Source organism: Pseudomonas guariconensis (genome assembly GCF_900102675.1).
In the GTDB taxonomy this organism is placed as follows: Bacteria; Pseudomonadota; Gammaproteobacteria; order Pseudomonadales; family Pseudomonadaceae; genus Aquipseudomonas; species Aquipseudomonas guariconensis.
The window spans coordinates 148,418-160,758 of record NZ_FMYX01000004.1 but is presented as its reverse complement, the minus strand read 5'-3'; the positions used below and the strand labels follow the sequence as shown (position 1 = coordinate 160,758).

Sequence of the window (12,341 nt, the reverse complement as noted above, 5' to 3'; positions counted from 1 at the left end):
TACCGCAGGCTTCGCCAGCTCCCCTGGTTCAGTGCTGCCGCCTCCTACAGATCTTGACGAATGGTCCTATCCAGCAATCAGTCTTGCCTCAGACCATTCAGGCAAAAGCTGGAAACATTATGGCGCTGGTCATGTCTCCTACAACATGTGCAACATGACGCGCGTGCAATCCACCCACAGGGGATATCCCATCTATGCAACGTTTTCTTAGCATCGTACTGGCGCTGTGCGTCGGCCTGACGCTGAGCCTGGATGCCAACGCCAAGCGTTTCGGCGGCGGCAAGAGCTCGGGCTCCGCGCCTATCCACCAGACCCGCCAGGCTGCGCCAACCACACCTGCCGCCGCGCCAACCGCTCCTGGCCGTGCACCGGCCGCCGCCAGCGGTGCTTCGCGCTGGCTGGGCCCACTGGCCGGTATCGCCGCCGGTGGTCTGCTGGCCTCCATGTTCATGGGCGACGGCTTCCAGGGCATGCAGATCTTCGACTTCCTGATCATGGGCCTGATCGCCTTCCTGGTGTTCCGCTTTATCGCCGCCCGCCGCCGCCAGCAGCAGCCGCAGATGGCCGGTGCCGGCCATGCGCCCTACCAGCGTGAAACCCATGCCCAGCCAGCCCAACCGTCGGTCTTCGGTGGCGCTTCGGCCGCTGCTGGCGCACCGGTCATCAACGCTCCGGCCTGGTTCAACGAGCAAAGCTTCCTGTCCGCTGCCCGCACGCACTTCATGTCGCTGCAGCAGCACTGGGATGCCAACGAAATGGACAAGATCGCCGAATTCGTCACCCCGCAGATGCTCGAGTTCCTCAAGCGCGAGCGTGCCGACCTGGGTGATGGCTTCCAGTCCACCTACATCGACAACCTCGATGTGCAGCTCGAAGGTGTCGACGATCGTGCCGACAAGACCGTCGCCACCCTGACCTTCCATGGTGTATCGAAGACCTCGCGCTTCGACCAGGGTGAAGCATTCAGCGAAAGCTGGCACATGGAGCGCGCCCAGGGCGAAAACCAGCCTTGGCTGCTCGCCGGTATCCGCCAGAACGGCTGATCTACCGCGTTGCACTCAAAACCCCGGGCTTGCCCGGGGTTTTTGCTTTTGGCACAGCGGGCTACTAGGGTATAAACCGCAGCGTTGTCATCAAGGCCAGAGGATGTAAGCCGTGGAAGAAGTGATCGATCAGCTCCGTGAAGCCAATGAACCCGTGCCGGTGCCACTGGAATTGCCGGACGAGGACCTGTTGGTAGAAATCGAGGAAGAGTTGCTGATCAACATGCCGTTCGGCCTGCGTGAGTTCCTGCTGACGGTCAGCGACGTGGTGTACGGCAGCCTGGAGCCGGTGACCGTCACCGATCCCCAGTCCCACACCTACCTGCCAGACGTTGCCGCCAACGCCTGGGATGCTGGCGTGCCACGCGACCTGGTCCCGCTGTGCCAGGATGGGGACAACTACTACTGTGTCGAGGAAGACGGCACCGTGGTGCTGTGGGACGCCGAGGAAGAAGCGATCAGCGAAGATAACTGGGAAACCGTCTGGCACTGGGTCCGGGACGTCTGGCTGGAAAGCTGAACCGTACTTCCCGCAAAGCTCGTGCACCTCGGTGCGATGTAATTTCTTGCGCCAGGAGATGGCTCATAGCCACCACCCAACGTAGAATCGCCAGGCGTTCTGCGCCTGGCGGCGGCGTTACCGTTCCATCCCCTCGGACTGCGACGTCGCCTTGCGCAGAGAGCACAAACGCTCAATGGGTTTGATCCCGGTTGTTTTCCAGCGTTTCCAGCAAGGCGATTTGCATGCGGGTATGCACCCGGATGAACCATCGCCACAGCAAGGCCACCACCACCGCTGCCACGATTGCGATGACCAGCAGCAACTCGTTGGTCGGCAGGATGCTCGCCGAAAGCGCCGACAGCAGCAGGAAGATCACCAGCAGCGACAGCAACGGAATCACCTCGGCAATTACCCGACGGACACGTTGAGTGTGCCGTCCGGCCATCTCCGGCTTCACGCTCATCTCCGCCAACAGCATCGATAGCGCCTTGAGCTTGCGATAGGCGGCAATCAGGAAAGGCAGCGACAACAACAAGGCGGCCCCCCAGATCAGCGCCTTCTGCTGGCTGACATCGCTGACCCATTCGCTCAACCAGTTGCCAATGCGCGCGGCAAAGTAACCACCGCTAAAGAAAATCGCGATGACCAGCGCCAGGTTGACGCCCACCTGCATCAGGATACGCCGGATCATCGCCGCGACCATCGCACCCTCGCCGTGGGGCTGAATGCTGCGCAGCCACTCCCCGTATAACGACAGCACCCGCGCCAGGCGTCCGGGCACCACCTTGCCAAGCTTGAGCGAGAGCGGATCGGCAGCGCGAATCAGATAAGGCGTGAGCAAAGTGGTGATGGCCGACACGGCCACAGCCACCGGATAAAGAAAATCGCTGGTGACCTGCAAGGTCATGCCCAAGGCAGCGATGATGAAGGAAAACTCGCCAATCTGTGAAAGCCCCATGCCAACACGCAGCGAAGTGCGTCCATCATTGCCGGCGATGAATGCCCCCATGCCGCACGACAGCATTTTGCCCAGCACCACCGCCAGGGTGATCACTGCGATCGGCCAGGCGTAGTCGAGCAACACGCGCGGGTCGATCATCAGGCCGATGGCAACGAAGAAGATGGCGCTGAACAGGTCGCGTACGGGCTCGATCAGACGCTCGATCTTCAGCAACTGCCGGGATTCGGCCATGATCGCGCCGATCAGGAACGCACCCAGGACCATGCTGTATTCGAGCTTGACCACCAACAGACAAAAACCGAAGCACAGCCCCAGTACAGTGATCAGGAGCATCTCGTTGCTTTCGAACCTCGCCACATAGGCCAACAGCCTTGGCACCAGCAGGATGCCGATCACCAGTGCAACGATCATGAACAGCGACAATTTGCCGACCGTGGAAAACACTTCGCCGGAACTGACCGTGCCGCTGACGGCGATACCCGACAACAGGGCGATGATCCCGATGCCAAGGATATCCTCGACGATCAGCACGCCGAAGATCAGCTGGGCAAAGCGCTCGTTCTTCATCTTCAGGTCATTGAGCGCCTTGACGATGATGGTGGTCGAGGAGATCGCCAGGATCGCCCCAAGGAACAGCGAGTCCATGGTGCTCCAGCCGAACCAGCGGCCGATCTCGAAACCGATCCAGATCATCAGGACGATTTCCAGGAAGGCGGCGATGAACGCAGTGGCGCCGACCTTGAACAGCTTGCGCAGGCTGAATTCCAGGCCCAGGCAGAACATCAGGAAGATCACCCCCAGCTCAGCCAGGGTCTTGATGGTGTCCTCATCGTGGATCAGGCCAAAGGGTGGTGTGTGAGGCCCAATGATGAAGCCTGCGACGATGTAGCCCAGCACCACCGGCTGCTTGAAACGGTGGAAGAGAATGGTAACCACCCCGGCGACCAGCATGATCACGGCCAAATCCTGGATGAAACTGATGGCATGCATGGCGAGGTACTCCTTTTCTCGTTGCTCGGGCAGACCGCTCCTCTGCCAAGGCAAACCCAAGCGAGCAGCACGTACATACTGTGTTCAAAGCAGGAAAGCCCATGTTGCATGGGCTCGCTCAGGTTAACATCGCGCCTTCGCATGAATAGCCGATGCAATATGTAGAAACAGATCGGCGATTTTGCTGCCAGAGATGGCACGATCCGCGTGACGGAAGCACGTCAGGCGACGTCCCGTACCAGGATGGGGAAACCCTATGAGGGGGAAACAGAAGTGTCCGCAGATACCAGCCCCGTTTCAGCGCAACCAACCCGTGAGCACACTATGGAACCTGGAAACGCCCAGCTGACGATGACCGTCCTGATGACCCCGGACATGGCCAACTTTTCCGGCAACGTCCATGGCGGCACCCTGCTCAAGTACCTCGACGAGGTGGCCTATGCCTGCGCCAGCCGCTATGCCGGCACCTATGTGGTCACCCTGTCGGTGGACCAGGTGATTTTCCGAGAGCCTGTACATGTCGGCGAACTGGTGACCTTCCTCGCCTCGGTCAACTACACCGGCAATACGTCCATGGAAGTGGGCATCAAGGTCGTGACCGAAAACATCCGCGAGCGCTCCGTGCGGCACTCCAACAGCTGTTTCTTCACCATGGTTGCGGTCGACGACAATCGCCGTCCGGTGCAGGTCCCGCCACGCCAGCCCCAAAGCAGCGAAGAGAAGCGGCGTTTCCTGCAGGGCCAGCAGCGCCGACAGATCCGCCAGGAACTGGAACAGCGCTACCAGAACCTCAAGACCGATTCGATCTAGACGTCGAGCAACCGGCAGGGCTGCACAGCGGCCCTGTCATGGGCCTAGATCGCCAACCGCTGCGCCTCGAAGCGCACACGCGGATGGGCGATGCGGTCTTGGGCCCTGATTGGTTGCAGCTCGTAGCTCGCGCAGGCCTGGGTCTCCAGCAGCACTTCATGCACGGCCGCAGCGGTGAACTCGAACGCCTGGACCCAGCTGTCCCCGAGCAACACGCGGGCCAAGAACAGGCCGGAGGTCAAGTCACCCACCCCTACCGGCTGACGTGGGAAGGCCAGCAATGGTCGGCGCAGATGCCAGCTGTGTTCTCGGGTCACCAGCAGCATTTCAAAGGCGTCCTCGGCGCGCCCCGGATAGGACAGATGCTTGACCAGTACCACCTGGGGACCGCGCTCAAGCAGGCCGCGCGCCATGGCCACGCAATCATCCAGGGACTCGGCCCGACGACCACAGAAGCTGTCCAGTTCAAGCTGGTTGGGGCACAGGATATCCGCCACTGAGGCGGCTTCCTCCAAGAGAAACTCACTGACTTCGACCGGCACGATGCAGCCTTTTTCCGCATGCCCCATGACCGGATCGCACAAGTACAACGCCTTGGGGTTCACCGCCTTGATCCGCTGGACACCCGCCAGGATCGCCCGGCCCTGCTCGGCGCTGCCCAGGTAACCGGAAAGCACCGCGTCGCAATGGCCCAGCTCGCCGATGTTGGAAATGCCTTCCACCAGCGCAGGAATTTGCGCCGGAGCGAGCACTTCACCGGCCCACTGTCCATACTGGGTATGGTTGGAGAACTGCACGGTGTTCAGCGGCCAGACATTGACCCCGACCCGCTGCATGGGAAACACCGCAGCGCTGTTTCCGGCGTGGCCGAAGACCACGTGGGACTGGATAGCAAGCAGATGCGGTGTACGTTTCATGTGGGAAATTCCAAAGCTGTTTCAGTAGATGTGCGCCGCGCAGTATGAACCCGTTTGCCACCTGTACGACAGGCCAGGGACACAGTTAAGCTGGATCTACCGTTTTGGAGCATATGCAAATGTTGACCCTGGAGAACCTCTTCGTCCTGATGGTACTGGCGACCGCCGGTGCCTGGTTGTGGCACAACCATGGGCTGCGCGAAAAGGCCCTTGAACGGGTCAAGCAGCATTGCACCAAGCTTGACCTTCAACTGCTCGACGATAACGTCGCCCTCAAGCGCATCGCCTTCGTGCGCGATGCCAATGGCCGCAAGCGCCTGGCGCGTGTCTATGGGTTCGAGTTCACCGTGACCGGCGAGCAACGCCACCCTGGGACAGTGACGCAGTTCGGTGCCCACACCCTGCAGATCGAACTGGCGCCCTATCCATTTGAAATCAAGGTTCCGCCGAAGGCAGATAACGTCATCGAGATGCAGCAGTGGCGCCAGGAACATAACCGCTGGCGCAACTGATCAGGCCTCCAGGCGGCAAGCCACCAAGGCTTCCTGGAGGGTGTCCAGCAGCTGCGGCTGATCGAAGATCAACTCCAGACGTGAATCCTTGCGCCATTCGCTCGGCTGCCAAGCCAGTGCCTCGCCTTCCAGGCCATTGAAGGACTGCCAGCCGGCGTCGCTGTGGATAACACCTTTTGCGCGGCGCCACGGCCAGCTTTCAAGCATTGCGAGCAAACGCGTCGCGTCGAAACGCTGCGAGGGGTGCCAGCGCCAGCCAACACTCCAGCCACCCTCGCCTTGCTGGGCGAGACAGATTGGCTGGCGAGGATCTGTCCACAGGGCGCCAGCAGGGTTCGAAGGGGTCTCCCTGGGTAGTTTGTCCACAGCCTCGAGAGGGCTCGTTGTGCCAGACGTGACGGGCAAAAGGTCCACCGACAATCGCCCATGATCGGTCCAAAGCCTTGGCAACTCGGGGAACTGTGCAGTTATCAACAGGCGCTGGGTTTCATCCAAAGCCCCAGCCTTGTTGAAAACCAGCAATGCAGCCTCGGGCAAGGCTTGCCGTTGCGCGTCAGGCAGCGGTTCACCACGGGCCAGAGCCTGGGCGTCCAGCACCATCACCAACGGCTGTACGGCCAGTACACCCACCCAGGGCGCCTGACCCAACTGGGCCAGCAAAGACTGAGGATGGCCCAGACCGGACGGCTCGATGAACACCCGATCAGGCCGAGCCTTGCGCAACAAGCGGCCCAAGCCGACCTGGAACGGCATGCCATTGACGCAGCACAGGCAGCCGCCGGCCACCTCGCCAATAGCGATGCCATTCTCGTCCCGACTCAGCAGCGCCGCATCCAGGCCAATCTGCCCAAACTCGTTGACCAATACGGCCCAGCGCTCCCCTGACGGGCGCTGAGCCAACAGCTGATGTATCAGGCTGGTCTTGCCGGCGCCCAATGGGCCTGCGATCACGTGGGTCGGGATGTTCTGGAGCATGGGCCATACCTTGGAAATAGCCTCCAACTATGCGCCCTCGTTGCTACCAGTCAAGCCGCCAAAAGTTATCCACACCCTCACGCTGCTTCGTCATACCAAGGCCCGAACGGATCGGGAAGACGCAGCCATGCCATCTCCCCTTGCGCCCATTCCTCGTCGGTCAGCAGACATGCATCCAGTTCTGTGGATAGCTGTGCGAAGTCGATATTCTGACCAATGAACACCAATTCCTGCCGGCAATCGCCACATTCTTGCGTCCACTGCTTGAGGATCGCCTGGGTGCTCTCGGAGTCCTGCGGCCATTGCTCCTGCGGTACAAAGCGCCACCAGCGACCGGCGAACCCATGGCGCATCATGCCGCCTGCCTGGGACCAGCTGCCCGCCTCCTGGAACTTGCTGGCCAGCCAGAAGAACCCCTTCGAACGTAGCAACCTGCCGTTGCTCCAGGGCTTGTGGATAAAATCGTGGAAGCGTTGCGGATGCAACGGGCGACGGGCCTGCCACGTCCCTGCGGCGATCCCGTACTCTTGCGTTTCCGGCACGTGCTCGCCACGCATCTCCTGCAACCAGCCAGGTGCTTGGGCCGCTTGCTCGAAGTCAAAAAGGCCAGTATCGAGAATACGTGCCAGCGGCACCTGGCCCATGACCATCGGCACGATCTGCGCCCGTGCGTTGAGGCTGCGCAGGATGGCCGTGAGTTCGTCTCGCTCATGCTGGCTGACCAAGTCGATCTTGCTCAGCAGCAGTATGTCGGCGAACTCCACCTGTTCGATCAACAGATCGCTGATAGATCGCTCGTCGTTTTCACCCAAGGATTCACCGCGGCTGGCCAGGCTGTCGGCTGCCTGGTAGTCACGCAGAAAATTGAGCGCATCGACCACCGTGACCATGGTGTCCAGGCGTGCCATGTCCGACAGGCTTCGACCCTGTTCGTCACGGAAGGTGAACGTCTCGGCGACCGGCAAGGGTTCGGAAATGCCGGTGGACTCGATCAGCAGGTAATCGAAACGACCCTCGCTCGCCAGCCGCGCGACCTCCTCGAGCAAATCTTCCCTCAGCGTGCAGCAGATGCAGCCATTGCTCATCTCCACCAGCTTTTCTTCCGCCCGGTTCAGGCTGACATTGCGCTGCACCTCGCTCGCATCGATGTTGATATCGCTCATGTCGTTGACGATCACGGCGACGCGCAGGTCTTCGCGATTGCGCAGCACATGGTTGAGCAAAGTGCTTTTGCCAGCTCCCAAAAAGCCGGAAAGCACAGTTACAGGTAAACGGTTAGGCATTGGTCGTACCTCGACAGGCAAGCGCATTCGAAACGATGCATTGCGCATTGTTATAATATAACAACAGAATTTCGCCAAGCCGCGTTTGTCGATCCTTGCCAGAGAACCCATGATGACCAGCCTGACGCTTCCCGACGTCGCCACACAGTCCCTCCCCGAGGCCGTCCCCCTGGAGTGGGTTGGTATGTGTGGAATCGCCGTGCCGTTGCAATTTGAAGGACGCACCCTCAATGCCCAAGCCGACGCGGGCGTCAATCTCGAAGACGGCGCCGCCCGAGGCATCCACATGTCGCGGCTTTACTTGGCGTTGGAAGCCTTGGAAAACACCGAGCTCAGTCCGCTGCTACTCCGTCGGCTGCTGGCGAGTTTCCTCGATACCCACGTCGGGCTCTCTTCAAAGGCGCAGGTGAGTTTGCGCTTCGAGCATTTGCTGAAAAGACCTGCCTTGGTCAGCCCCTTGGCTGGCTGGAAAAGCTATCCCGTCTCCTTGGATGCTACGACGGACAATGAAATGTTCCACGTGGAACTCTCGGTGGTAATTCCTTACTCCTCCACCTGCCCCTGCTCCGCAGCGCTCGCCCGACAGCTGATTCAGCAGCAGTTCCTCAAGGACTTTCCAAAGCAGGTACCCGATCAATCGACCTTACTGGAATGGCTCGGCAGCAATCAGGGCATCGTCGCCACGCCCCATAGTCAGCGCAGCGAGGCCCAGGTCCGAGTACGACTGCGAGAGAACCTGCAGCACTTGCCGCTCTCCGAGTTGATCGACACGCTGGAGCGTGCCTTGGGTACGGCGGTACAAACAGCGGTAAAGCGCGCAGACGAACAGGCGTTCGCCTTGGCCAATGGACAGAACCTGATGTTCTGTGAGGATGCCGCCAGGCGTTTGCACCAGGCGCTGAGGCAAGTGCGGTGGGTAGAGGGGTTCAGCCTGCGGGTGGAGCATGCAGAGAGTCTGCATGCCCACGACGCAGTGGCGATCAGTCGCTATCGGTTTTGAAGCCTCAACTGCGAGGTTTCACCGAACCGCAGTCGTTACCCAGCCAGACCGCCTTGGTGTTCATGCTGCCCTGTTGCTGAACGCCTGAAGCGTTGAACGTGCCACTGACCTGGGTATGAAACTCTCGGTCACTGAGGAAGGTCGCCTGCCCGGTGCCTTGGGCACGAGGGCAACTGAACTGGAATTTCCATACATTGCCTGTACGGTCGGTGATCTTCTGCGTACAGCCGGACTGAGGGTCCTGCAGCGGAATGTCATTGGTCCGGACCTGCTCTGGCGTCAGGCAGGAGCGCACGCCCTTACCACCCACGGTGATGCCCTGCTTGGCCAGCATGCCTTCCATCATGGCGCGTTGCTCAGGTGGCAGGTTCTTCAATTGCCCGAGCATGAATTCCATGTCCGGTAATGGCTTGCCATCGACCTGCATATTGCTGGTGGTCAGCTCCCACAAGCCCGGTTGCAACATCTGCGCATGTACCAGTGGTGCGCTCAGGCCCAAGGCCAGCGCCAGCAGTGGCAGACGAATCTTCATGGATCAATGCTCCTCGATAGTACGGCCTCTGCCGATTGAGCCTTAGACGTCATTTCCGCTTCCGGGTTGCAAGGCGGGACAGGAACATGCTCTGTTATCGTCAGGCTCTCAGCAAGCAGGATGCATATGGATTTCCACAGCCCCTATTTCTTCGGCTATGTGCTTGGCCTGATTCATCTGCTAGGCATCATCGCCGCGCTGCATGCGGTGTTCACCGTGCGCACCGCCCAGGGTGCCATCGCTTGGGCGATGTCCTTGTTCTTCATCCCTTACTTCACGCTGATTCCCTACCTGGTGTTTGGGGCCCGCTCCTTCTATGCCTACATCCAAGCCAGACGCCAGGCCAATCAGGAAATGCACGTCGCCATGGCCAATCTCAACTGGCGGCCTTGGGTTGAGGAAGCGCTGACAGCCCGGGAGTCGGAAAGCTATGCCGCCCTGCGGGCAATGCCGAAACTCGGGCGCATGCCGTGCCTGGCCAACAACGAAGTGAAACTGCTGATCAATGGCCAGGCCACCTTCGATGCCATCTTCGCAGCCATTGCCGAAGCCCGGCAGGCCGTGCTGGTGCAGTTCTTCATCATCCATGACGACGACATCGGCAAGAAACTGCAGCAACTGTTGCTGCGCAAGGCGGCAGAAGGTGTGCAGGTATTCGTGCTGTATGACCGGGTGGGGAGCCATGCTTTGCCGGCCAGCTATAGCCAGACCCTGCGGGAGGGAGGCGTGAAGATCCACGCCTTTGCCACACGCCGTGGGTGGTTCAACCGCTTCCAGGTGAACTTCCGCAACCACCGCAAGATCGTCGTCGTCGATGGCCTGCTGGGGTTCCTCGGCGGGCATAACGTAGGGGACGAGTACCTCGGCGGCCACCCTCGCCTGTCGCCTTGGCGTGATACCCACGTTCAGGTCAGCGGCCCAGTGCTTGCCTGCTTGCAGGAGTCCTTCGCCGAAGACTGGTATTGGGCCGCTCGCCAGTTGCCGCCGTTGATCCTGCCCGACACCTATCCGGATAACGGTGTGCTCTGCCAGGCATTGGCCAGCGGTCCGGCAGACCCGCAGGAAACCTGCGCGCTGTTCTTCCTTGAAGCCATCCACTCGGCTACTCAGCGCGTGTGGATCACTAGCCCGTACTTCATTCCAGATGAGGCGATCTTCGCCGCCCTGCGCTTAGCGGTGTTGCGCGGCGTGGATGTGCGTATCCTCATTCCTTCACGGCCGGATCACCGCATTGTCTACGCAGCGTCCAGTCTGTTCGCCTTCGAAGCGGTGCGGGCCGGAGTGAGGATGTTCCGTTATCAGCCAGGGTTCCTGCACCAGAAGGTGGTGCTGGTGGATGACGAGGTGAGTGCGATCGGCAGTGCCAACCTGGACAACCGTTCGTTCCGTCTGAACTTCGAGATTACCTTGCTGACCGTCGACCGTGCCTTTGCCGACCAGGTCGAGTCGATGCTGCTCGATGACTTTGCCCAAGCCCGGGAGATCACTGCTGAAGACAGCCGCGATACGCATCGCCTGCAACAACTTGGGATGCGTATCGCCCGGCTGATTTCTCCGATCCTTTGAGTCAGCGGTAGAGGTCCTCGCGGGTCCAGGGCAGGTCATGGTGCCCATCGGCGTAGGGCTTCACTGCCAGGATCTGGTGCAGGTTGATCCAGCCCTTGGAGAAGGCATAGGCGCATCCGGCCAGGTACAGGCGCCAGATGCGCAGAGTCTTCTCTGGCACCAGGGTGGCGGCTTTATGCAGTTGGTTCTCGAGGTTTTCGCTCCAGTGATTGAGCGTCTTGGCGTAGTGCAGGCGCAGGCTTTCCACGTCCACCACTTCCAGTCCGGCCTCACAGATGTTGGCCGTGATCATCGAGAGGTGCGGCAGTTCGCCGTGGGGGAAGACATAGCGGTCGATGAACTCGCCCGCGCCTCGCCCGACTGGCCGGCCATCCACGTGTTTGGCCGTGATGCCATGATTCATCACCAGACCGCCTTCACGCACGGCGCCGAACAGCTTCTGGCAATACAGCGCCAGGTTGGCGTGGCCGACGTGTTCGAACATACCGACACTCACCACCTTGTCGAAGCGTCCGTCCTGAGGCAGGTCGCGATAGTCCAGGATTTGCAGGTCGACCTGATCGCTCAGCCCCTCCTTCTTGACCCGATCACGACCTAGCTTGAGCTGCTCCTTGCTCAGGGTGATGCCGAACACCTTGGCGCCATACTCACGCGCGGCGAAACGCGCCAGCCCACCCCAGCCGCAACCCACATCCAGCAAGTAGTCCCCAGCCTGCAGGCGCAACTTGCGGCACAGGTGATCGAACTTGTTCTGCTGGGCTTCGTCGAGGGTGTTGTCCGGTTCGCGGAAGTACGCGCAGGAGTAGGCCATGTCCTGGTCGAGCCACAGCTGGTAGAACTCATTGGACAGGTCATAGTGGTAGGAAATGGCTTCGGCGTCGGTAGCTTTGTCATGCGCGATACGCTCTGGCGATACTTCTTCCTCGTCTTGGAGCAGAGCTTCGCTGAGCTCGTCGCAGACGCGGATGACTTCCCCGATATCGCCTTCCAGTTCCAGCTTGCCTTCGACGAAGGCGACACCCAGTTCGTCCAGGCTCGGGTGGGTCAGCTGACTGATCAGCTGAGGCTCCTTGACCAGGATGGTGACCTGTGGGCTTGGCCCTAGGTCGAACTGGTTGCCATCCCACAGCTTCAGACGCAAAGGCAAGTGCAGGCTCTGCAACGCAGGTGGAAGTTGCGCAAGCATGAATTTCCCTCCCTTCATGTGTACCGGACGCCTCATCTCATATTTGGGACGTCACCGGGGCAAG

12 protein-coding genes are annotated in these 12,341 nt (G+C 60.4%); 6 read left to right on the top strand and 6 right to left on the bottom strand.

Annotated elements, in window-relative coordinates; translation table 11 throughout:
- Window positions 1–194 precede the first annotated feature (194 nt).
- Window positions 195–1,043, top strand: a complete 849-nt coding sequence (locus BLS27_RS08625; protein WP_090344154.1) for a Tim44 domain-containing protein — start codon at window positions 195–197, stop codon at window positions 1,041–1,043.
- A gap of 112 nt (window positions 1,044–1,155) precedes the next feature.
- The gene (locus BLS27_RS08620; RefSeq protein ID WP_043209983.1) at window positions 1,156–1,563 is read left to right on the top strand and encodes an SMI1/KNR4 family protein; all 408 of its coding nucleotides are present in this window, start codon (window positions 1,156–1,158) and stop codon (window positions 1,561–1,563) included.
- 172 nt (window positions 1,564–1,735) lie between these two features.
- Here BLS27_RS08620 and BLS27_RS08615 read toward each other — a convergent pair whose 3' ends face one another.
- Window positions 1,736–3,496, bottom strand: a complete 1,761-nt coding sequence (locus tag BLS27_RS08615; protein ID WP_043209985.1) for a cation:proton antiporter — start codon at window positions 3,494–3,496, stop codon at window positions 1,736–1,738.
- 324 nt (window positions 3,497–3,820) lie between these two features.
- On the opposite strand from BLS27_RS08615, the gene BLS27_RS08610 reads away from it, so the two are divergent.
- Complete coding sequence (locus tag BLS27_RS08610) at window positions 3,821–4,306, top strand: acyl-CoA thioesterase (RefSeq protein WP_043209987.1); 486 nt, start codon at window positions 3,821–3,823, stop codon at window positions 4,304–4,306.
- Between the two features lie 44 nt (window positions 4,307–4,350).
- Here BLS27_RS08610 and pdxY read toward each other — a convergent pair whose 3' ends face one another.
- The gene (pdxY, locus tag BLS27_RS08605) at window positions 4,351–5,223 is read right to left on the bottom strand and encodes a pyridoxal kinase PdxY (protein ID WP_070572228.1); all 873 of its coding nucleotides are present in this window, start codon (window positions 5,221–5,223) and stop codon (window positions 4,351–4,353) included.
- Between the two features lie 119 nt (window positions 5,224–5,342).
- Between pdxY and BLS27_RS08600 the strand changes: the two genes are divergently transcribed.
- Window positions 5,343–5,735, top strand: a complete 393-nt coding sequence (locus BLS27_RS08600) for a DUF3301 domain-containing protein (protein WP_043209992.1) — start codon at window positions 5,343–5,345, stop codon at window positions 5,733–5,735.
- On the opposite strand, the gene BLS27_RS08595 is transcribed toward BLS27_RS08600, so the two are convergent.
- Window positions 5,736–6,710, bottom strand: a complete 975-nt coding sequence (locus tag BLS27_RS08595; protein WP_090344152.1) for a CobW family GTP-binding protein — start codon at window positions 6,708–6,710, stop codon at window positions 5,736–5,738.
- A 77-nt stretch (window positions 6,711–6,787) separates the two neighbouring features.
- Window positions 6,788–7,993 (bottom strand): zinc metallochaperone GTPase ZigA, encoded by a 1,206-nt coding sequence (gene zigA / locus BLS27_RS08590; RefSeq protein WP_043209996.1) that lies wholly within the window; start codon window positions 7,991–7,993, stop codon window positions 6,788–6,790.
- A 112-nt stretch (window positions 7,994–8,105) separates the two neighbouring features.
- Here zigA and folE2 point away from each other — a divergent pair, with 112 nt between their 5' ends.
- Window positions 8,106–8,993, top strand: coding sequence for a GTP cyclohydrolase FolE2 (gene folE2 / locus BLS27_RS08585; RefSeq protein WP_090344398.1), 888 nt, complete (start codon window positions 8,106–8,108; stop codon window positions 8,991–8,993).
- A gap of 4 nt (window positions 8,994–8,997) precedes the next feature.
- On the opposite strand, the gene BLS27_RS08580 is transcribed toward folE2, so the two are convergent.
- On the bottom strand, window positions 8,998–9,525 hold the full coding sequence (locus BLS27_RS08580; protein WP_043209997.1) for a DUF3617 domain-containing protein: 528 nt from the start codon (window positions 9,523–9,525) through the stop codon (window positions 8,998–9,000).
- Window positions 9,526–9,651: 126 nt separating this feature from the next.
- Between BLS27_RS08580 and cls the strand changes: the two genes are divergently transcribed.
- Window positions 9,652–11,091, top strand: a complete 1,440-nt coding sequence (gene cls, locus BLS27_RS08575) for a cardiolipin synthase (RefSeq protein WP_090344150.1) — start codon at window positions 9,652–9,654, stop codon at window positions 11,089–11,091.
- 1 nt (window position 11,092) lies between these two features.
- Here cls and cfaB read toward each other — a convergent pair whose 3' ends face one another.
- The gene (gene cfaB, locus BLS27_RS08570) at window positions 11,093–12,277 is read right to left on the bottom strand and encodes a C17 cyclopropane fatty acid synthase CfaB (protein ID WP_043210002.1); all 1,185 of its coding nucleotides are present in this window, start codon (window positions 12,275–12,277) and stop codon (window positions 11,093–11,095) included.
- Between the last annotated feature and the right edge of the window lie 64 nt (window positions 12,278–12,341).